Raw genomic sequence first — 19,837 nt, forward strand, 5'->3', positions numbered from 1 at the left:
GGTGGGCCGCCGACCGGGCATGACGCTCAGTCGGCGGCCTGAACCTTAGATCTCGTCGATCGAGGCGGCCTCGAAGCGGCTGGAGATGTTGATGCCGAGCTCTTCCGCTGCGCGGAAGGCCTCGTCGTCCGTGTCACGCAGGTTGACGAGCGTGCCGTCTGCCGAGAGGACCTCGACGTTCAGGCAGAGCGACTGCATCTCCTTCATGAGCACCTTGAAGGACTCGGGGATGCCGGGCTCCTGGATGTTCTCGCCCTTGACGATCGCCTCGTACACCTTGACGCGGCCGAGGATGTCGTCGGACTTGATCGTGAGGAGCTCCTGGAGCGCGTAAGCGGCACCGTAGGCCTCGAGGGCCCACACCTCCATCTCACCGAATCGCTGGCCACCGAACTGCGCCTTACCACCGAGCGGCTGCTGGGTGATCATCGAGTACGGACCAGTCGAACGCGCGTGGATCTTGTCGTCGACCAGGTGGTGGAGCTTCAGGATGTACATGTAGCCCACCGAGATCGGCGCCGGGAACGGCTCGCCGGAACGGCCGTCGAACATCTGGGCCTTTCCGGTGGAGTCGATCAGACGGACGCCGTCGCGCGTCGGGATGGTCGCGTCGAGGAGACCGGCGATCTCCTCCTCGCTCGCACCGTCGAACACGGGGGTGGCGACCTTGGTGCCGGGGGCGGCTTCGAAGGCATCCTTCGGGAGCTTGGTAGCCCACTCGGGGTTTCCCTCGACCTTCCAGCCCTGCTTCGCGATCCACCCGAGGTGGGTCTCGAGCACCTGGCCGAAGTTCATTCGACCCGGGATGCCGAGCGGGTTCAGCACGATGTCGACCGGAGTTCCGTCCGCGAGGAACGGCATGTCCTCGATCGGGAGGATCTTCGCGATGACACCCTTGTTGCCGTGACGACCGGCGAGCTTGTCACCCTCGGTGATCTTGCGCTTCTGGGCGATGTAGACCACGACGCGGCGGTTGACGCCCGAGCCGAGCTCGTCGTCGCCGTCTTCCGCGTTGAACTCCTTGACGGCGATGATCGTGCCCTGCTCACCGTGGGGCACCTTCAGGGAGGTGTCACGGACCTCGCGGCTCTTCTCGTTGAAGATCGCGCGGAGCAGACGCTCTTCCGCCGACAGCTCGGTCTCGCCCTTCGGCGTGACCTTGCCCACGAGGATGTCGCCGGGGCGGACCTCTGCGCCGATGCGGATGATGCCGCGCTCGTCGAGATCCTTCAGCAGCTCAGGGCTGACGTTCGGGAGATCACGGGTGATCTCCTCCTTGCCGAGCTTCGTGTCGCGGGCGTCGACCTCGTATTCCTCGATGTGGATCGAGGAGAGGGTGTCGTCCTTCACGAGGTCCTGGCTGAGGATGATCGCGTCCTCGAAGTTGTAGCCTTCCCACGTCATGAACGCGACGAGGAGGTTCTTTCCGAGTGCCAGCTCGCCGTTCTCGGTGGCGGGGCCATCAGCGATGACCTCTCCGACCTCGACGCGGTCGCCCTCGTTGACGACGACCTTCTGGTTGTACGACGTGCCCTGGTTCGAGCGGTCGAACTTGCGCAGGTGGTAGTCCTGCGTGCCGCCCTCGTCGAGCATGACGGTGACGCGGTCTGCAGAGACCTCGGTGACGACACCCGGCTTCTCAGCCGTGAGCACGTCGCCGGCGTCGATGGCGGTGTAGCCCTCCATACCGGTTCCGACGAGCGGCGAGTCGCTGCGCAGCAGCGGCACAGCCTGACGCTGCATGTTGGCACCCATGAGGGCGCGCTGTGCATCGTCGTGCTCGAGGAACGGCACGAGCGAGGTCGCGACCGACACCATCTGGCGCGGCGAGACGTCGATGTATCCGATGTCCTCCGGGAGGAACATGTCGACCTCGCCGCTGCCGCCCTTGGGGCGGGCCAGGACGTGGCTCTCGATGAAGCGACCGTTCTTGTCGAGCGGGGCGTTGGCCTGCGCGATGTTGAAGTCGACCTCTTCCGAAGCCGTCAGGTAGTCGATGTCCTCGGTGACGACGCCGCCCGTGACCTTGCGGTACGGGGTCTCGATGAAGCCGAACGAGTTGATGCGCGCGAAGGTCGCGAGAGCACCGATCAGACCGATGTTCGGGCCTTCAGGAGTCTCGATGGGGCACATACGGCCGTAGTGCGACGGGTGGACGTCACGGACCTCGACACCTGCACGGTCACGGCTCAGACCACCGGGTCCGAGAGCCGAGAGACGGCGCTTGTTGGTCAGACCCGCGAGCGGGTTGTTCTGATCCATGAACTGCGACAGCTGCGACGTTCCGAAGAACTCCTTGATCGCGGCGACGACGGGGCGCACGTTGATCAGGGTCTGCGGCGTGATCGCCTCGATGTCCTGCGTGGTCATGCGCTCGCGGACGACGCGCTCCATGCGGGAGAGACCGGTGCGGACCTGGTTCTGGATCAGCTCGCCGACCGCGCGGATGCGACGGTTGCCGAAGTTGTCGATGTCATCGGTCGCGATGCGGATGTCGGCCTTCTTGCCCGAGCGGATGCCGGGGAAGGTCTCTTCCGTTCCCGCGTGCAGACGCACGAGGTACTTGATCGTCGCGACGATGTCCTGAACCGTGAGCACGGAGTCGGTCAGCGGTGCATCGAGACCGAGCTTGTGGTTGATCTTGTAACGACCCACCTTCGCCAGGTCGTAGCGCTTCGGGTTGAAGTAGAAGTTGTCGAGCAGCGCACGTGCGGCCTCGGCGGCGACCTGCTCGCCCGGACGCAGCTTGCGGTAGATGTCGCGGAGCGCATCTTCCTTCGTGACGATGGTGTCCTTCGCGAGCGTCTCCTCGATCGAGGTGTAGCCGGCGAACTCCGTGAGGATCTCTTCGCTGGTCATGCCCAGCGCCTTGAGGAAGACGGTGACCGACTGCTTGCGCTTGCGATCGACGCGCACGCCGACCTGGTCGCGCTTGTCGATCTCGAACTCGAGCCATGCACCACGGCTCGGGATGACGCGCGCCGACACGATGTCCTTGTCGGACGTCTTGTCGGGGGTCTTGTCGAAGTAGACACCGGGCGAACGCACGAGCTGCGAGACGACGACGCGCTCGGAGCCGTTGATGATGAACGTTCCCTTGTCGGTCTGCAGCGGGAAGTCGCCCATGAAGACCGTCTGGGTCTTGATCTCACCGGTGAGGTGGTTCATGAACTCGGCCTCGACGTACAGCGGAGCGGCGTAGGTCTTGCCACGCTCCTTGCACTCCTCGATCGAGTACTTCTCCGGCTCGAGGTACGGGTTCGTGAACGACAGCTGCATCGTCTCGCCGAGGTCCTCGATCGGGGAGATCTCCTCGAAGATCTCGCCGAGGCCGCTGTTCTCGTTCACGTCTGTGCGGCCGGCCTTCTTGGCCTCTGCGACACGAGCCTTCCAGGCGTCGTTGCCGACGAGCCATCCGAAGGATTCGGTCTGCAGAGCGAGAAGGTCAGGGACCGTCAGCGTGTCGGAGATCTTGGCGAACGAAAGACGGGATGCTCCGCGTCCGTTCTTAGTGGTGGTGGTGGTGGATGCGTTGCGAGCAGCAGCCAAGGGAATAACCTCCGTGAGCCCCGCAGGGCTTCTCGATTCCTTTGTCGTCAGGTGAGTGTGCGCCCGGATGCTCAACGAAATGCCGACCACCATATGAGGGCAGGGAGAAGCGAGCGCAACTACCAACTATACGCATGATCTTGCGACATGGCAAGCTCAATCCTTGACCTTCTTCGGATGCTGCGGTATTGGCACCCGAAGAAGGCCCGGAAGGTCCGGCGCGGATCGACTCAGGAGGCGATGTTGAGTTCGTTCCCCGGGATCGACGACAGCAGGCGTCGCGTGTACGGATCACGAGGGTTCGTGAAGATCTCCTCCGACGAAGCGGCCTCCACGAGCGAGCCGTCCTTCATGACGCACACGTAGTCGCTGATCAGCCGCACGACGGCGAGGTCGTGCGAGATGAACAGATAGCTGAGCCCGTATTCGGTCTGCAGGTCGCCTAGCAGAGTGAGGATCTGATCCTGCACGAGCACGTCCAGCGCCGACACCGGCTCGTCGCACACGATCAGATCGGGCGAGAGGGCGAGCGCCCTGGCGATCGCGACACGCTGCCGCTGACCGCCGGAGAGCTCCGACGGATACCGCCGGAGCATCGACTGAGGCAGCGCCACGTCGTCGATCAGCTGACGGACGCGCTTGCGCCTGTCGGCGCTGCTTCCGCGCTTGTAGAAATCGAGCGGCTCGGAGATCAGGCGCTCGATCGTGAACATCGGGTTGAGGCTCGAGTACGGATCCTGGAAGATCGGCTGCACCCGCTGGCGGAAGTCCTTGGTCTCCGCTCGGTCGAGGGTGGCGATGTCCTTGCCCCCGTAGCGGATCAGGCCGCTCGTCGGCTCGATGATCTTCAGCAGCATCCGCGCCGTGGTGGTCTTGCCCGAACCGGACTCCCCCACGATCGCGACCGTCTCGCCGCGCGGGATCGCGAGGGAGACATCGTTCACAGCGACGAAGTCCTCTTTCTGGCCTCGGACCGGATACACCTTGGTGAGGTGCTCGAACTCGACGATGTTGTCCGCCGCACCGCTGGGTGTCACCGCATCCGCCGTCGCAGGAGCATCCGTCGCATCGACGGGACGCTCCTCGACGCGGAAGGCCTCCGGCCGCAGGCGTGCCGCCGCGACCGACGGTGCGGCTGCAACCAGCGACTGGGTGTACGGATGCTGCGGCGACTCGAGGATCTGCTTCGCCGGCCCCTGCTCGACGACCCTGCCACGGTGCATCACGACGACGCGTTCGGCGCGCTCGGCCGCGAGACCGAGGTCGTGCGTGATGAGCAGCACGGCCGTGCCGAGCTCGCGCGTCATCTGACCGATCTGGTCGAGGATGGTGTGCTGCACGGTGACGTCGAGCGCACTGGTCGGCTCGTCTGCGATCAGCAGGCGCGGCTTGCACGCCAGACCGATCGCGATCAGCGCGCGCTGGCGCATGCCGCCCGAGAACTCGTGCGGATACTGCTTCGCACGACGCTCGGGGTCGGGCAGGCCCGCGGCGGTGAGCGCCTCGACGACCTTCTCCTTCACGTTCTGCCTCGTGGCGAGACCGTGCGCGAGGAGGGTCTCGGCGACCTGGGTGCCGATCTTGGCGACCGGGTTCAGATTGGACATCGGGTCTTGCGGCACGAGGCCGATGTCTCGCCCCCTGATCGTGCGCAGCTCGTTCTCGGAGGCGCGCGTGATGTCACGGCCGTCGAGGCGGATGCTTCCCGCGGCGACGCGACCGCCGCCGGCGAGCAGCCCGATGATGGCCATCGCGGTCGTCGACTTGCCCGACCCGGACTCCCCCACGATCGCGACGGTCTCGCCAGGGGCGATCTCGAGGTCGACACCTTCGACCGCGTGCACGACGCCGTCCATGGTCGCGAAGTCGACGGCCAGGCCCTCGACCGACAGCAGGGGCGCGTCAGGCACGCGGTTCTCTTTCGCAGCGTTCATCGTGCTCTCGTCCTCGGGTCCATGGCCTCGCGCAGAGCCTCACCGAACAGGGTGAAGCCGAGTGCGGTGACCGCGATGCAGATACCGGGCAGGAATGCCAGCCACGGCGCGATGGCGAGCTCGGCCTGCGCGTAGGTGAGCATGCGCCCCCACTCGGCCGTCTCGGGTCGACCGCCGCCGAGGCCGAGGAACGACAGCGCCGCCGCATCGATGACAGCGGTGGCGAGTGTGAGCGTCCCCTGCACGATGACCGGGCCGATCGCATTGGGCAGCACGTGCGACATCGTGATCTGACCGCGGCCGAGACCCAGTGTCTGGGCCGACAGCACGTAGTCGCTCGATCGCTGCTGCAGCATCGACGCGCGCAGCAGGCGCGCGAAGATCGGCACCTGCGACGCACCGATCGCGATCATCACCGCGAACTGCGTCTGACCGAGGATCGCAGCGATCGAGACGGCCAGCAGCAGGTTCGGCACCGACAGGATGATGTCGACGATGCGCATGATGAGCGTGTCGACCCATCCGCCGAACGTGCCGGCGAGAAGACCGAGGATCATTCCGCCGATCAGACCGAGTGCCGTCGAGATGACACCGATCAGCAACGACGCCTGCGCACCCCAGATGAGCTTGGAGAGCACATCGCCGCCGAAGCGGTCGAGGCCGAGCGGGAACTCCGGCAGCTCGCCCGGGCCGGGAATGTGCGTCGGGGTGATGTATTTCGCGCCGGGCAGCGCGGTCTCGGGGTACGGAGCGAGCACGGGCGCGAGCACTGACACCAGGATGAACACCAGGACGATGCCGGCGCCGATCCACGCGGTCGGATTCCGACGGAGGCGGCGGAACACGTCGCGCCAGAATCCGCCGGGCCCCTCCTTGAGGCCGGCCTGGTTGACGGCGACGGTGTCGACGACCGAGCCGCTCGCTGCCGACGGGCCTTGTGCGGGTGGGAGCGAGATGGTCATGACGCCACCCCCTTTCGGAGAACGAGACGGGTCATCACTGCACCCGCACTCTCGGATCGATGAAGCTGTACGACACGTCGACCGCCAGGTTGATCAGCGCGTAGGCGATCGCGATGAAGATGATGAACCCCTGGAGCACCGGGAAGTCGCGTGTGAAGATCGCCCTCGCGAGGAAGGATCCGATCCCGGGGAACGCGAAGACCGTCTCGGTGAGCACCGCCCCCGAGATCAGGAGCCCGGTCTGCAGACCGATCGTCGTGATCACCGGCAGCATCGCGTTGCGCAGGATGAAGCGACTGCGCAGCGTCGACGAGCCGACGCCCTTCGCCCGACCGGTGCGCACATAGTCGGCGTTCTGGACCTCCAGGACACTCGCCCTGGTGATGCGGACGATGATCGCGAGCGGGATGGTGCCGAGTGCGAGCGCCGGGAGGACGAGATGCATGAGCGCGTCCCAGGAGGCGTCGAACTCGCCGGTGATGATGCCGTCCCAGACGTAGAAACCCGTCGGATGCGTGGCATCTATTCGGGGGTTCTGGCGCCCGTCCGACGGCAGCCACCCGAGCTGCACGGCGAACACGTACTTGAGGATGAAGGCGAGGAAGAACACCGGGATGGTGATGCCCACGAGGCTCAGCACCACAGACGCATGGTCGGTGAACTTGCCGTGGCGACGAGCCGCCCAGTAGCCGAGCGGGATGCCGACGCCGACCGCGAAGATGAGCGCCAGCACGCTGAGCTCGATCGTCGCGGGGAATCGGCGGAAGAACTCCTCCGTCACGGGCCGGTTCGTCTGGATGGACGTTCCGAAGTCGCCCTGGAGGAGGCGTCCGACCCAGATGAAGTACTGCTCCAGGATCGGCTTGTTGAAGCCGTAGAGCTCGTTGACCCTGGCGACGGCCTCCGGAGTCGCCTTCTCGCCGAGAAGAGCGACGGCCGGGCCGCCTGGCAGGGCTCTGACCCAGGCGAACAGCAGGATGCTGAGGCCGATCAGGGTGGGAATGAGGAAAAGCAGTCGCCTGCCGATGGTGCGCAGCAAAAGGTCTCCGTTGATCAGAAGGTACGCCGGGCCCGGGTCTCCGCGGCGAGCGCGGAGACCCGGGTGGGCAACTCAGTCGGTCAGACCTACTCGGTGAGGACGATGTCCGTGAAGACCTCGTCGTTCACCGGGCTGGCGGGATAGCTCTCGACGCGAGGGTCGAACGCCAGTGTCGGTGCCGGGTGCGCGATCGGGACACCGGGGATGAACTGCGCGACCATCTCGTTGATCTCCTCGTAGAGGGCCGTCTGGTCCTCGAGGTTGGAGACACCGCGAGCCTCGTTCAGCTTCTGGAACAGCTCAGGGTTGTCGAAGCCCCACTCAGAGCTCTGCTGGCCGAAGAAGACGCCGACGAAGTTGTCGGTGTCGTTGTAGTCGCCGGTCCAGCCGAGCAGGTGGATGCCGTGGTCGGACGTTCCGGTGGTGCGGTCGAGGTACTCGACCCATTCTTCCGAGACCGGGGTGGTCTCGACGCCGACCTCGGCGAGCTGCGACGAGAGCACCGTGAAGATCTGCTCGGGGTCCGGCATGTACGGACGCGAGACGTTGACCGGGTAGTTGAAGGTCAGCTTCAGCGGGTTGGCCTCGTCGTAGCCTGCCTCTGCGAGCAGCGACTTGGCCTTCTCGGGGTCGAAGTCGTAGGTCGTGACGTCGGGGTTGTAGCCGTTGACCGTGTCGGGCACGAACTCGATCGCCTTCTCGGTGCCCTCGGGCAGGACCTGGCTGATCAGCGCATCCTTGTCGACCGCGTACGAGAGCGCCTCGCGGACCTTGGGGTCCTGCAGCTCGGGCACGGCCTGGTTGAAGGCGAGGTAGAGGATCGTGAACGGAGGACGGGACACCATGGTGAAGCCGTCATCCTCGAGCGCCTTGGTGTCGGCGGGACCGACGAGGTCGTAGCCGTCGATCGATCCCGACTCGAGCGCCTGGCGACGAGCGGTCGGGTCATCGATCGTGCGGAAGATGATCTCGTCGATCTGTCCAGCATCGCCCCAGTAGTCGCCGTAGGCCTTGAGCGTGACCTGCTCGCCCGGCGCCCATTCGTCGAACTGGTACGGGCCGGTGCCGACCGGGTGACCCATCGCGTACTCGGAGAGCACGGGAGCCTCGGCGGAACCGCTGACGTCGTCGGCGCCGAACTCCTGCAGCGCCGACGGGCTCTGCATCGAGAAGGACGGCAGCGACAGCGACGCGACGAAGCCGGCGAACGGCTTGTTCAGGTCGATCGTGACGGAGTAGTCGCCGTCAGGGGTGCAGGACTTGTAGACGGCGTCCGCCGGGCTGTCGGCGTAGCCCTTGAAGAGCTTGTTGTAGTAGTAGCCGAATGCCTCTGATGCCGCGAGGCCGGTCCAGTTGTACCAGCGGTCGAAGTTCGCGCACACGGCCTCGGCGTTGAACGGTGTGCCGTCGTGGAAGGTGACATCTTCCTTCAGGGTGAAGGTGTGGCTCATGCCGTCTTCGGATGACTCCCACGACTCGGCGAGGAGCGGTGCCGGGTCGGCCGTGCCCGGTTCGGTGCCCACGAGCCCCTCGAACATCTGGCGCGAGACGCGGAAGCTCTCGCCGTCCTGGGCGAATGCCGGGTCGAGGCTGGCCGGGTCCGAGGATGCGGCGAACACGAAGGTGCCGTCGACATCGCCGGCAGCCTCTCCGCCGTCGTCGCCGCGCTCGCTGGCGACGCATCCCGAGAGGACCAGCGCCGCGAGTGCGGCTCCGGTGACGGCGAGGAGTCCTCGCCGACGCATGACTGAGTGGTGCATTGTGTGACCTTCCTGTCGAGCGCAACTTGCGCGTCCCGAAGACATCGTCGACTCCGGAACGGTGATGCCTCGACGCTACCCAGTGCGCATACCGATGCAAACACCTCCAGGTTGCATTCCTGTTACGGATGTCCGGGGCCGTGGTCGATCAGGTAGCCTCCAGAACGTGCCCGACACATCTCCCCTCGCCGTCTGCGTCGGCGAGGGCCTGGTCTCCTTCGTCCCCGCCACTGCCGCTCCCCTCGAGGACGTGCGCACCTTCCATCGCTCGCTCGCCGGGGCGGAATGGAACACCGCGATCGCACTGACCTCGGCAGGCATCCGCACTGCTGTCGTGTCCCGTGTGGGCGACGACGGCTTCGGACGATTCCTCACGGCCGAGCTGCGCAGGCACGACGTCGACGATTCAGCCGTCGACGTCGACGCGGAGGCGCCCACCGGTCTCTACGTCAAGGAGCTGTCGCCGCGCCCGGACGGCTCGATCGACGGGACGATGCACTACTACCGCTCGGGCTCGGCGGCCGCGGCGCTGTCGCCCGCGACACTCGGCTCCCCCGCAGCATCCGCTCTTCTCGCCCAGGCGGCGCTCGTGCACACCTCGGGGATCACTCCTGCCCTCTCCGAGTCCGCTCGTGCAGCGCAGGATGCGCTGTTCGACGCGCCCCGCGACGGTCGGCTGCTCAGCTTCGACGTGAACTGGCGCCCTGCGCTCTGGCGCGGACGCGAGGACGAGGGACGCGCAGTGATCTCGGACTACGTGCGTCGCGCCGACATCGCATTCTGCACTCGACCCGACGCAGAGTCGGTGTTCGGCACCGCCGAGCCCGACCGACTGCGCGAGCTGTTCCCCGAGCCGCGCTATCTGCTCGCCACGAGCCCGGACGGCGCCGTCGCGTTCGACGGTGCCGAGCGCACCGACAGCAGGTCGCTCGACGTGCCGGTCGTGGAATCGATCGGCGCAGGAGACGCATTCGCCGCCGGCTTCCTCGCCGGCGTGCTGACCGGGCTCTCCCTCACGGGCAGCCTCGCCCGCGCGCACAGGATCGCCACACGAGCGCTGGTCAGCACCCGCGATCACATCGACTGATCCCCCGTCGGATCCCGCCTATGACGAGGACGCCATCCGCCGGCGCGAGCGCCAGCCCGGTTCCTGCTAACGGCGGCGACGAGACGCTGCAGCATCGTGCGTGAGCTGCAGGGGGATGACCACGGGTTCACCCCGGTGCTGGACGACGCGCACGAACAGGATGTCGACCAGGGCCAGCTGCGCGATGCGGCTCGACATCGCGGCCATCCGGAACGGCGACTCCTGTGCATACGTGATCAGCGCGATGTCGGCAGCGAGCGCGAGCGTCGAGTCGGGGGCGCTCGTGATGGCCACTGACAGCGCGCCCGCGTCTCGGGCGATCTCGACGGCGCGGACGACCTCCTGGGTCTCGCCTCCGTGCGAGAACGCGATGACGACGTCGTCCGAGGTCCGCAACGACGCCGTCGTCAGAGCCAGATGCGGATCAGCGGAGTGCGCGACGGAGCAGCCGATGCGCGCGAGCTTCTGCTGCAGGTCCTGCGCGGTCAGCGACGAGGCCGCCTGGCCGAACAGATCGACGTGGCGGGCGGCCACGACGGCCCTCGCGACCCGATCGAGTGCGTCCGCGTCGAGCCCGAGCGCCGTCTTCTCGATCGCGTCGATCTCCTGAGCGGCGAGCTTCGCGGCGATCGCCGACGGCTCGTCGTCCGGGTCGATCGCGGTGGTGTCGAGACCGAAACGCGCCCGTTGCGCCTGCGCGAGCGTGACCGTGCGAGCCACCGCCACCCGCAGTTCCCGATACCCGCTGAAGCCGAGCGACTGAGCGAATCGGGCCACGGTCGACAGAGACGTGTGGCAGAGCTGGGCGAGGTCGTTGATGGCGAGATCGACGACGAGCGTGGGGTCGCCGAGGATCGTCTCCGCGACCCGTGCTTCTGCAGCACTCAGTCGAGGAACGGATCGGCGCACCAGCGCGAGAACATCGTCGTCCACGGTGTCATCCTGCCTCAGTCGGGCGGATCTGCGCTGGCGGGCGACTGATCGGCGCGGCGCGAGGACCCGCCGGTCAGTCGGTCTCTGGCGGCCCGCGCACCGATTCTGCTCGCAGATCCGACCTCCACGACGGGAAGCGGCAGAGGTCGCTGGCCCGTGAGCCCGACGTTGACGACGACCGCCTCCGGATCGCGCACCGCAGCGCGCTCGACCAATGAGCGCTGCGCCTCGTCGGCATCAGGTCGATCCAGCAGGATCACCGTCAGCCCCTCGGCCAGAACGGCTCGCTCGAGAGCGGCGTCCTGCTCTTCGATCGACGCGCGCGCGACGTCGACACGTTCACGGTGACCGTCCGCGGCGAGTGTCGCGGCCACGTACGCAGAGGCACTGTCGACAGCGAGGGTCGAACGACGGCGGGCATCGACCACCGCGAGCACCTCGGCATCCGCGGTCGCTCCGGTGATCGCACGTCGGACGATCTCCAATCCGTCGTACTCGACGGAAGTCTCGGTCGTGGCACGGGTGCGCAGGGTCTCGGCCAGGCGGGCGACGCGCTGGGCCGCAGCGGCGAGGCGTTCGCGTGACAGCGAGCCGTCGCCCACCGCCGCGATGATGCCGTCGCGCGCGGCGAGGAAGTCCTGCCGGTCCTGGTCCGGGAGCGTGGCTTCGCCGCGGTTCGTCGGGTTGCCGATGCACAGCAGATCGGTGCCGGCGGCCAGAGCCCGTGCGGCGCCTCGGCCGATGCCGACGGTCTCGCGGATCGCCGCCATATCGAGGGCGTCCGAGATGATGACACCGTCGAAGCCCCAGTCGCGCAGCATTCCGAGCACGCGCGGATTCAGCGTCGCCGGCTCTGCCCCCCACTCCGGAACGACGATGTGCGCGGTCATGATGGCATCGACTCCCGCGGCGATCGCCGCGCGGAACGGCTCGAGGTGCACGCGTTCGAACTCCTCGATGCCGAGCGAGATCTCGGGAAGCGCGTGGTGCGAATCGAGATGCGTGTCACCGTGGCCGGGGAAGTGCTTGACGCACGCGGCGACCGCGTTGCTCTGGAGGCCGTCGACCGCCGCCTGCACGTGTCGGGCGACGAGCTCTGCATCGCTGCCGAAGGACCGGACGCCGATCACAGGATTTCGGGGATCCGTGTTCACATCGGCGACGGGCCCGAGCACCACGTTGGCGCCGACCGAGGCGACTCGTCGAGCCAGCTCGGCTCCGGACTCCCTCGTCGCCTCGATGTCGTCGACGATTCCGAGCTGCGCCGCCCCCGGGAGCGTGGAACCGGCCGTGGACTCGAGACGCGTGACGTTGCCGCCCTCCTCGTCGATGCCGATCAGGGCGTCGGGGTTCGCGCGGAGGATCTCGTCGCTCAGCGCAGACAGCCCCTCGCCGACGTTCTGGCTGAAGTACACCGCACCCGCCAGGCCGTCGCGCAGCTCGGCGAGCAGCCAGTCCGGCGCCTCGGTGCCGAGGAACCCTGGCCACAGCACCCCGTTGGCGAGGCGGACGAGCTCGTCCGTCATCCCTTCACCGCTCCGGCGACCATGCCTGCCGAGAGGCGACGCTGCACGATCACGAAGAAGACCATGACGGGGATCGTGATGATCGTCGACGCGGCCATGATGCTGCCCCAGTCGTTGGAGTGCAGACCGAAGAACGACTTCAGACCGATCGAGACCGTGTACTGGTCGGTCTCGCTGCCGAGGATCGTCATGGCGAAGATGAACTCGTTCCATGCGGTGATGAAGCTGAAGATGCTCGTCGCCACGAGGCCGGGCATCACGAGCGGCAGCAGGATCGAGCGGAACATCCGCCACCAGCTGGCGCCGTCGATGTACGCGGCCTCTTCGAGCTCGACCGGCACTGCGGCGACGAAGCCGCGCAGCATCCAGATCCCGAAGGCGAGCGAGAGCGCGACGTAGACGACCATCAGACCGAGGATGCTGTTGAGCAGCCCCAGGCTCTTGACCTGCAGGAAGAGGGGGATGACGAGAGCCTCGAGCGGCACCATCTGCACGACGAGGATCATCATGAGGACGGTCGTGCGGAACTTGAAGCGGAAGCGCGCGACGGCGACGGCCGCGAGCAGGCACACCAGCGCACTGACGAGCACCGTGACCAGCGCGACGATCGCCGAGTTGCGCAGGTAGGTGCCGAAGCCGCCGTCCGTGAGGACGAAGGCGAAGTTGTCGAACGTGAACTCCTGAGGCAGCAGCGACTGGCCGCCGCTGGAGGCCTTGCCGTCGAACGCGCTGGAGACCATCCAGTACACGGGGAACAGCGTGAAGATCAGGACGGCGGCGATCGCGATGCCGGTGCCGAGGCGCGACATGGCGGACGGGCGGGGGTTCACAGCTCGTCCTCCTTCATGAGGGAGCGGATGTACACGATCGTGATTCCGATCAGGACGAGGGTGAGCAGCACGGCGAGGGCGGCACCGAACCCGTAGCGGTTCTGACCGAAGGACTCGACGTACGACCAGACGCCGAGGTTGAGCACCGATCGGTTGCCGCCTCCTCCGCCCGGCATCAGATAGACCTGCGCGAAGACCTTGAAGTCCCAGATCGTCGACAGGATGATGACGACCGAGAAGACGGGCTTGAGCGTCGGGAAGATGATCTTCCAGAAGCGCATCCAGGCGTTCGCTCCGTCGAGTGCCGCCGCCTCGAGCATCTCCTTCGAGACGCCGAGAAGACCGGCGAGCACCGTGATCGCCACGAACGGGAATCCGTGGTGCACGACGTTCAGCAGCACGATCGCGTAGAACGACCACTGGTTGGTGAACCAGTTGACCGGCTCGTCCATCAGACCGAGGTTCTGCAGCGTGGTGTTGAAGATGCCGCGGTCGGCGTCGAAGATGAACGTCCAGACGTAGGTGCCGGTGACGGCGGGCATGGCCCACGCGACCATGATGCAGCTCGAGACGATGGTGCGCCAGACCGTGCCCAGCTTCGCGAGCAGGAGAGCGACCAGCGTGCCGACCGCCACCGTGACGAACACGGCCACGGCGGCGAAGCCGACGGTGTTCGGCAGGACGACGGTCCACAGTGTCGGGTTGGTGAGCGCCTCGACGTAGTTGTCGACGCCGATCCAGTTGTTCTCGCCGGTGTTGATCTCGCGGAGACCGTAGTCCTGCAGCGAGAAGATGAAGACCTGGATGAGCGGCCAGAGCATGAGCACCGCGAGGATGACCAGCCCGGGAGCGAGAAGAAGCCAGGGGCGGGCCGTGAGCAGCGAGAGTCCTCGCCGCCGGGGCTGGCCGCCGGCCACGGAGGCGGAGGTGGACTCTGCCTTCGTGGCCGGCAGTGGCGCTTGCACCATCGACATGAAGGGATACAGCCTTACTTGTTGAGCAGCTCGGTCATCTCAGCTGCGGCATCCTTCGTCGCGGTCGCGACGTCCTTCTGCCCGCCGAGGATCGCCTGGATCATCGAGTTGGTGGTCTTCTTGGCCTGGACGGCTCCGAAGTTCGGGGTGACGGGCACGGAGGCGCCGCCCTCGACCATCTGCTGAGCGAACGGAGCGACGAGCGGGTCGGTCGAGGCGAGGGCCTCTTCCATCGCCGACTGGACGCCGGGGAAGTAGCCGGTCTCGTCAGCCCACTGCTCGGCGAACTCGCCGGTGGTCATCAGCTTCACGAACTCCCACGCGAGGTCGGCGTTCTTCGTCGTGTTGAAGACCGACAGGTGCGAGCCTCCGAGCACGGACGGAGCGATTCCGCCGTCCTCTCCGGGGATCACTGCGGCGCCGATCTTGCCGTCGAGTTCGGGGTTCGCCTCGATCAGAGCCTTGGGGGTCCACGAGCCCGAGAGCATCATGGCGACGTTGCCCTGCGTGAACGAGTCACGGAGGTCGGTCTCCTTCCAGGTGGTGGCACCTGCAGACGAGAAGCCGTGCTCGGTCGCGAGTCCGGTGTAGAACTCGATTCCGGCCTGCGACTCCTTGCTGTCGAGCTCGCTCGTCCAGGTCTTCCCGTCGAGGGTCGCGACCTCGCCGCCCGCGCCCCAGACCCAGGGGTACACCTGGAACTCGGCGTCGCCCGCGACGGGGAACGGCAGCATGTCGGGCTTGGCGGCCTTGATCGCCTCACCGGCGGTGACGATGTCGTCCCACGTCTTCGGAGCCTCGAGACCGAGCTCCTCGAACACATCGGTGCGGTAGACGATCGACCGGACACCGGCGTACCACGGCATGCCGTACAGCTCTTCGTCGTAGGTGCCGGCGACGGCGAGACCTTCGACGAGGTCGTCGCGCAGGCCCTTCTCCGCGTCGACGTACTCGTCGAGCGGCTCGAGGGCACCTGCGTCCGCGAACTCCGCCGTCCAGGTGGTGCCCGTCTCGGCGATGTCGGGCGTGGTGCCGCCGGCGATCGACGTGACGAAGCGGTCGTGAGCATCCGCCCACTGGATCTCTTCGATCTTGACCGTGGCTCCGGTCTCGTCTTCGAACGCGCTCGAGACCTCGTCGTAGAACGCGGTCGCGTCGGGGTTCGTGCCCTTCATGATCCAGACGGTGAGCTCCTGGCCCTCTCCGTCGACGGCTCCGCCGGTGTCTGCTCCGCCACCGGCACAGGCCGCCAGGCCCAGGGTGGCCGCGGCGCCCAGCGCCACGACCGGAAGAATGCGCTTGTGCATCAGGGATCTCCTCTTTGAACGTCCTGGCGGCATCGGGTGCCTACCACGTAGGAAAAAGTATTCATCACTAACTAATTCCCTGCAAGTTATTCCCGGAAACGTCATGCGGCCGTAACATCGCGCCTCCCGCGCAGGCTCGCGGCATGCCGGAGACCCCGGAGGACAAGGGATCCACGCCCACGACGACGAGTTCGCTGCGGTGTCCGAGCGCACGGCCGTGACTGGGCCGTCGGGTGTGCACCGGAGTGACAGGGCCTTCAATCTTCTCATCGTCGCAACCGACCGCACGGCGACCGAGGCTCCGGAGTGAGAGCGTAGTCTCGGAGAATGGGCAGGACGCGCGCGAAGGACACCGAACACCCGCAGGCCCGTCTCGACCACGGAGGCATCGCCCGCATCGTGCCGTCGGAGTTCACCACCGGTTTCGAACTCATCGTCGACGACACCCCTCAGTCGCACGTCGACCTCGATGACCCCACGCACCTGCACTTCGAGTACATCGTGCGCATGGGCGCCGTGATCGACCAGCTCGTCGGCGGCCCTCTCACCGCGGTGCACCTGGGAGCGGGAGCGCTGACCATCCCCCGCTACATCGAGGCCACCCGGCCGGGTTCGCGACAGCAGGTGATCGAGCTCGAGGCTCCCTTGGCCGCGCTCGTGCGCGAGCACCTCCCCCTGCCGAGAGGCGCGTCGATCAGGCTGCGGATCGGTGACGCTCGCGAAGGCGTCCGCCGTCTTCCGCCGGCCATCGTCGGCAGCTGCGATCTGGTGGTGTCCGACGTGTACTCCGGCGCCCAGACGCCCGCTCACCTCACCAGCATCGAGTTCTATCGCGAACTCGCGGAGCTTCTCGCGCCCGGGGGCGTGCTGCTCGTGAACGTCGCGGACGGCCCCGGCCTCGCCTTCGCGCGGCGTCAGGTCGCGACGATCGCAGAGGTGCTGCCTGAGATCGGCGTCCTCGCCGATACGCAGGTGCTGAAGGGACGCAGGTTCGGCAACCTCGTGATCGCGGCGTCGGCCGCTCCCCTTCCGAGCGAATGGCTGCCGAGGATGCTGGCCGCCGGACCGCATCCGGCGAAGATCGCCCAGGGCGCCGAGGTGACCGCCTTCGTGCAGGGTGCGCGCGCGGTGACGGACGCGGATGCCGTGGACTCCCCTCGTCCGGACGCCTCGCTGTTCCTGCGCTGAGCACCTCGTTCGAGATCGGATGCGAGGACCTGGGGCGTGCCGCCCCGACGACCGCTCCGTCGCGAGGCACACTTGTGGGGGGACGCTGCGGAAGGAGAGCAATGAGTTTCATCAGAGGCTATGACCATGAGAGCCTTCGCGAGCGCGTCGATCTCGATGAGTGCTCGGCACGACTGGAGGAGATCGACGGTCAGCGCAGCCTTCCGGCCCTGCTCGAGCGCGTCTGGCTGCTGAAGGTGCTCGATCGCCTGGATGAAGCACTCCCCCTCGCTGACGAAGCCGTGCGTCAGGCCCGCATGGCGGGGACCCGCAAGGACGTCCTCCGTGCCAGGGTGCTGCACGCCACGATCCTGCAGTACCGCGGCGCGCACGCCGCCGCCGCGCAGGAGCTCGCCACGTGCGCCGCCGAGGCGGAAGGGCAGCGCTGGGTCTCGATCGCGGCGTTCGCCCATCATCACCACGGCAAGAACGCGTACGAGGCCGGGGACTACGAGACGGCCCGCGAGAGCTTCAAGCAGTCGTTGTTCCTGCGCCGCGAAGCGGGGGCCGAGGATCGAGAGCTCGAGACGGTGCTGCTCGCGATCGAAGCCGCCGAACGGCGCCGCACGACGCAGCTCGTCGCCGGCTGACGCTGGACATCACCGACTGCCCCTGAGCTTCGCCGACTGACACTGCGCTGAGCCGTCCGCCGCTTTGCTGAGCGGCGATGTCGGCGGCATGGCTTAGCCTGATCGCATGGCGGAACTTGACCGGGTGCGCGTCTGGGGCGAGGCACTGATCACGATGCACCTCGACGACAGCTGGTCGTTCGGCTTCGACCATGCCAAGCGTCGAGCGGGGCAGTGCGACTACACGAAGAAGCGCATCACCGTGTCGCGATATCTGGCAGCCCGGTTCGAGGACGACGAGATCCACCAGGTGCTGCTGCACGAGGTCGCGCATGCGCTCGCCGGTCATGAGGCGGCCCATGGCGCGACCTGGAAGCGCGTGGCCCGCGACCTGGGCTACGTCGGCGGAACGACCCATCATGGCGAGACCGCGGTCGAGCTCGCGCCGTGGGTCGGCCGATGCCCCGCCGGGCACGTCACCTACCGTCACCGGCGCCCGTCGCGCGCGACGTCGTGCGCGAGATGCTCTCGCTCGTACGACGCCCGGTATCTCTTCGACTGGACACGGCGCGAGATCACGGCCGATACGAGGCTCGCCGCCCAGATGTCGCGCTGACAGCACACGAGCCGTTCAGCCGTCACGGGCTTTGGGGTCGAGAACGCACCCCAGTCGGCTGATATGGATGCGACTGTGACCACGCGCCGCGGGCGCGCTCCGGATCGCCGCAGTCAGCGTGGTTGAGCGCCAGTTCCCGGGTCGGCCTCTGGCGCCGCGTCTGCCGACGACCGCTCTTCGGCGACCGCCTCATCAGCGATCTCGTCGGGGAGCACGTCATCGGCGACCGCGTGGGCGGGGAGCTCGCCATCCGCTCGCTCGTCAGACAGCTCCGACCCCGGGCCCGCATCGGTCGTGCGCGCCGCGCGTCGGCGCAGGAACGCCGCTGCGGCCCGCCATCCGACGAGGAAGACTCCGAGCACGAGTGTCGTGACGATGATGAACGCGATCTGAGCGGTGTCCCCCGCCGCGACGCGCAGCAGCAGTCCGCCGACGACCGTGACCAGCCAGACGACGGCGCCCCAGCCCAGCGACCACGGACGACGTGGCCTCGCCGGCAGCAGAGCGGCCACGACATGACCCAGCAGCAGCGCGACGATGAACGGCCAGGCGGTGATCAGGAATCCGCCGGGGCTCTCGCCATGCGAGGCACGGCCGATCACAGCGAAGACGAGCACCAGGACGGCATCGACGATGAAAGCGGGGACGAACCTCATGCCACGACCCTACGTCGCGAGATCCGAAACCCGTGCCGAGTGCACGGCCTGTTGCGGACCGCGCCGGGAAACGTCGGCCAGTCGCTGCTTCGCGGGCTTCCGGTGCGTTCGTCGCCACGGGTCCGGACGAAGGGTCAGTCGAAGGCGACGAAGACCTCGTCGCGCAGCACGGGCACGACATCGAGGGCGTCGAGCTCGGCGGCGCTCGACGTGGTCGTCGGGGCAGCACCGGATGCCAGAATCCGATCTGTCGCGGCGACCCCGTCCGCGAGCTCGCGCGCCGATCCGCTGGCGCCGATCAGATGGCGCAGCGCTCGCTTCAACGCACGGAATCCCTCGGCCGCCACGGCCGCATCGGGCGCGGTGTGATCGATGCCGAGATCCGTGAGCGCCGCGACGATCGCTCCGGCGCCCAGGTGGTCTTCGACCGCGAAGCGCGCTGCGCCGTCGGCGTCGGCCTCGCCCGCCGCGATCACGCTCACCGAGGTGCGTGCCTGGTTGCGCTCCTGCAATGCCGCGATCGCTCGCGCCACTGCCGACGCGTTGCGGAGACTTCCGATCAGCACCACGGCTTCACGGGCGCGGTCGGCGACTGCGGCACCGTTGCGGGACCACACTCGGGCGTCGTCGAGCGAGACCGTGGATCCGGAGGCGACGACATCCGCCACCGTCGACGAGAAGCGGAGCACGTCGACCACCACGACGATCTCGGAGGGGGCGAGACGGTCGAGCCCTTCGACGCCCCACTCGAGGCGCACCTGATAAGTGGACTGGTCGAACGGAGACGGCATCCGTCCAGCCTAGAGCGACCGGATGCGCCAGAACGCCCCGATGACCGTTTGGGTCACGGGGGCGCGCTGGCCGGCAT

Annotated in this window: 16 protein-coding genes; 4 read left to right on the top strand and 12 right to left on the bottom strand. The window is 67.2% G+C overall.

Features of this window, described 5'->3' with window-relative positions; translation table 11 throughout:
* Positions 1-45: 45 nt before the first annotated feature.
* The 5 genes from ACIP5T_RS07495 to ACIP5T_RS07515 form a co-directional block, all read right to left on the bottom strand.
* Positions 46-3,549, bottom strand: coding sequence for a DNA-directed RNA polymerase subunit beta (locus tag ACIP5T_RS07495; protein ID WP_400861956.1), 3,504 nt, complete (start codon positions 3,547-3,549; stop codon positions 46-48).
* A 230-nt stretch (positions 3,550-3,779) separates the two neighbouring features.
* Complete coding sequence (locus ACIP5T_RS07500) at positions 3,780-5,483, bottom strand: ABC transporter ATP-binding protein (RefSeq protein ID WP_400861957.1); 1,704 nt, start codon at positions 5,481-5,483, stop codon at positions 3,780-3,782.
* A complete protein-coding gene (locus ACIP5T_RS07505) occupies positions 5,480-6,445 on the bottom strand; it encodes an ABC transporter permease (RefSeq protein WP_400861959.1) in 966 nt (321 codons plus the stop codon). The genes ACIP5T_RS07500 and ACIP5T_RS07505 overlap by 4 nt, the downstream gene beginning before the upstream one ends.
* 34 nt (positions 6,446-6,479) lie before the next feature.
* On the bottom strand, positions 6,480-7,484 hold the full coding sequence (locus ACIP5T_RS07510; protein WP_079112336.1) for an ABC transporter permease: 1,005 nt from the start codon (positions 7,482-7,484) through the stop codon (positions 6,480-6,482).
* Positions 7,485-7,570: 86 nt separating this feature from the next.
* Entirely contained in the window at positions 7,571-9,244 is a 1,674-nt protein-coding gene (locus tag ACIP5T_RS07515; RefSeq protein WP_400861960.1) for an ABC transporter substrate-binding protein, read from the bottom strand.
* A 166-nt stretch (positions 9,245-9,410) separates the two neighbouring features.
* On the opposite strand from ACIP5T_RS07515, the gene ACIP5T_RS07520 reads away from it, so the two are divergent.
* Positions 9,411-10,331 carry a sugar kinase gene (locus ACIP5T_RS07520; protein ID WP_400861961.1) on the top strand — a complete coding sequence of 307 codons (921 nt, stop codon included), beginning with the start codon at positions 9,411-9,413 and terminating at the stop codon, positions 10,329-10,331.
* 66 nt (positions 10,332-10,397) lie between these two features.
* On the opposite strand, the gene ACIP5T_RS07525 is transcribed toward ACIP5T_RS07520, so the two are convergent.
* From ACIP5T_RS07525 to ACIP5T_RS07545, 5 genes are read right to left on the bottom strand one after another with little or no spacing between them, the layout of a single operon-like run.
* Positions 10,398-11,264, bottom strand: a complete 867-nt coding sequence (locus ACIP5T_RS07525; RefSeq protein WP_400861962.1) for a MurR/RpiR family transcriptional regulator — start codon at positions 11,262-11,264, stop codon at positions 10,398-10,400.
* Positions 11,265-11,278: 14 nt separating this feature from the next.
* Positions 11,279-12,790 (bottom strand): glycoside hydrolase family 3 protein, encoded by a 1,512-nt coding sequence (locus tag ACIP5T_RS07530; protein WP_400861963.1) that lies wholly within the window; start codon positions 12,788-12,790, stop codon positions 11,279-11,281.
* The gene (locus ACIP5T_RS07535; protein ID WP_400861964.1) at positions 12,787-13,620 is read right to left on the bottom strand and encodes a carbohydrate ABC transporter permease; all 834 of its coding nucleotides are present in this window, start codon (positions 13,618-13,620) and stop codon (positions 12,787-12,789) included. The genes ACIP5T_RS07530 and ACIP5T_RS07535 overlap by 4 nt, the downstream gene beginning before the upstream one ends.
* Entirely contained in the window at positions 13,617-14,594 is a 978-nt protein-coding gene (locus tag ACIP5T_RS07540; RefSeq protein ID WP_042539064.1) for a carbohydrate ABC transporter permease, read from the bottom strand. The genes ACIP5T_RS07535 and ACIP5T_RS07540 overlap by 4 nt, the downstream gene beginning before the upstream one ends.
* 14 nt (positions 14,595-14,608) lie before the next feature.
* Positions 14,609-15,901, bottom strand: coding sequence for a sugar ABC transporter substrate-binding protein (locus tag ACIP5T_RS07545; RefSeq protein WP_400861965.1), 1,293 nt, complete (start codon positions 15,899-15,901; stop codon positions 14,609-14,611).
* Positions 15,902-16,228: 327 nt separating this feature from the next.
* Here ACIP5T_RS07545 and ACIP5T_RS07550 point away from each other — a divergent pair, with 327 nt between their 5' ends.
* The 3 genes from ACIP5T_RS07550 to ACIP5T_RS07560 all read left to right on the top strand — a co-directional run bounded on the left by ACIP5T_RS07550 (position 16,229) and on the right by ACIP5T_RS07560 (position 18,313).
* Complete coding sequence (locus tag ACIP5T_RS07550; protein ID WP_400861967.1) at positions 16,229-17,089, top strand: spermidine synthase; 861 nt, start codon at positions 16,229-16,231, stop codon at positions 17,087-17,089.
* Between the two features lie 101 nt (positions 17,090-17,190).
* On the top strand, positions 17,191-17,718 hold the full coding sequence (locus ACIP5T_RS07555) for a hypothetical protein (protein WP_400861969.1): 528 nt from the start codon (positions 17,191-17,193) through the stop codon (positions 17,716-17,718).
* Positions 17,719-17,824: 106 nt separating this feature from the next.
* Positions 17,825-18,313, top strand: coding sequence for a SprT-like domain-containing protein (locus ACIP5T_RS07560; protein ID WP_140036311.1), 489 nt, complete (start codon positions 17,825-17,827; stop codon positions 18,311-18,313).
* 113 nt (positions 18,314-18,426) lie between these two features.
* On the opposite strand, the gene ACIP5T_RS07565 is transcribed toward ACIP5T_RS07560, so the two are convergent.
* On the bottom strand, positions 18,427-18,969 hold the full coding sequence (locus tag ACIP5T_RS07565; protein ID WP_400861971.1) for a DUF3054 domain-containing protein: 543 nt from the start codon (positions 18,967-18,969) through the stop codon (positions 18,427-18,429).
* A 134-nt stretch (positions 18,970-19,103) separates the two neighbouring features.
* Positions 19,104-19,760 (bottom strand): 2-phosphosulfolactate phosphatase, encoded by a 657-nt coding sequence (locus ACIP5T_RS07570; protein WP_400861973.1) that lies wholly within the window; start codon positions 19,758-19,760, stop codon positions 19,104-19,106.
* Positions 19,761-19,837 lie beyond the last annotated feature (77 nt).

The sequence above is a fragment of the Microbacterium sp. NPDC088619 genome (assembly GCF_044752825.1).
Taxonomy (GTDB): Bacteria; Actinomycetota; Actinomycetes; order Actinomycetales; family Microbacteriaceae; genus Microbacterium.

Bases quoted from the DNA above. Each gene is read 5' to 3' on its own strand.
- ACIP5T_RS07550 (WP_400861967.1), top strand. From the start codon at position 16,229: ATGGGCAGGACGCGCGCGAAGGACACCGAACACCCGCAGGCCCGTCTC.
- ACIP5T_RS07505 (WP_400861959.1), bottom strand. From the start codon at position 6,445: ATGACCATCTCGCTCCCACCCGCACAAGGCCCGTCGGCAGCGAGCGGC.
- ACIP5T_RS07570 (WP_400861973.1), bottom strand. From the start codon at position 19,760: ATGCCGTCTCCGTTCGACCAGTCCACTTATCAGGTGCGCCTCGAGTGG.
- ACIP5T_RS07515 (WP_400861960.1), bottom strand. From the start codon at position 9,244: ATGCACCACTCAGTCATGCGTCGGCGAGGACTCCTCGCCGTCACCGGA.
- ACIP5T_RS07560 (WP_140036311.1), top strand. From the start codon at position 17,825: ATGGCGGAACTTGACCGGGTGCGCGTCTGGGGCGAGGCACTGATCACG.
- ACIP5T_RS07565 (WP_400861971.1), bottom strand. From the start codon at position 18,969: ATGAGGTTCGTCCCCGCTTTCATCGTCGATGCCGTCCTGGTGCTCGTC.
- ACIP5T_RS07545 (WP_400861965.1), bottom strand. From the start codon at position 15,901: ATGCACAAGCGCATTCTTCCGGTCGTGGCGCTGGGCGCCGCGGCCACC.
- ACIP5T_RS07540 (WP_042539064.1), bottom strand. From the start codon at position 14,594: ATGTCGATGGTGCAAGCGCCACTGCCGGCCACGAAGGCAGAGTCCACC.
- ACIP5T_RS07555 (WP_400861969.1), top strand. From the start codon at position 17,191: ATGAGTTTCATCAGAGGCTATGACCATGAGAGCCTTCGCGAGCGCGTC.
- ACIP5T_RS07500 (WP_400861957.1), bottom strand. From the start codon at position 5,483: ATGAACGCTGCGAAAGAGAACCGCGTGCCTGACGCGCCCCTGCTGTCG.
- ACIP5T_RS07530 (WP_400861963.1), bottom strand. From the start codon at position 12,790: ATGACGGACGAGCTCGTCCGCCTCGCCAACGGGGTGCTGTGGCCAGGG.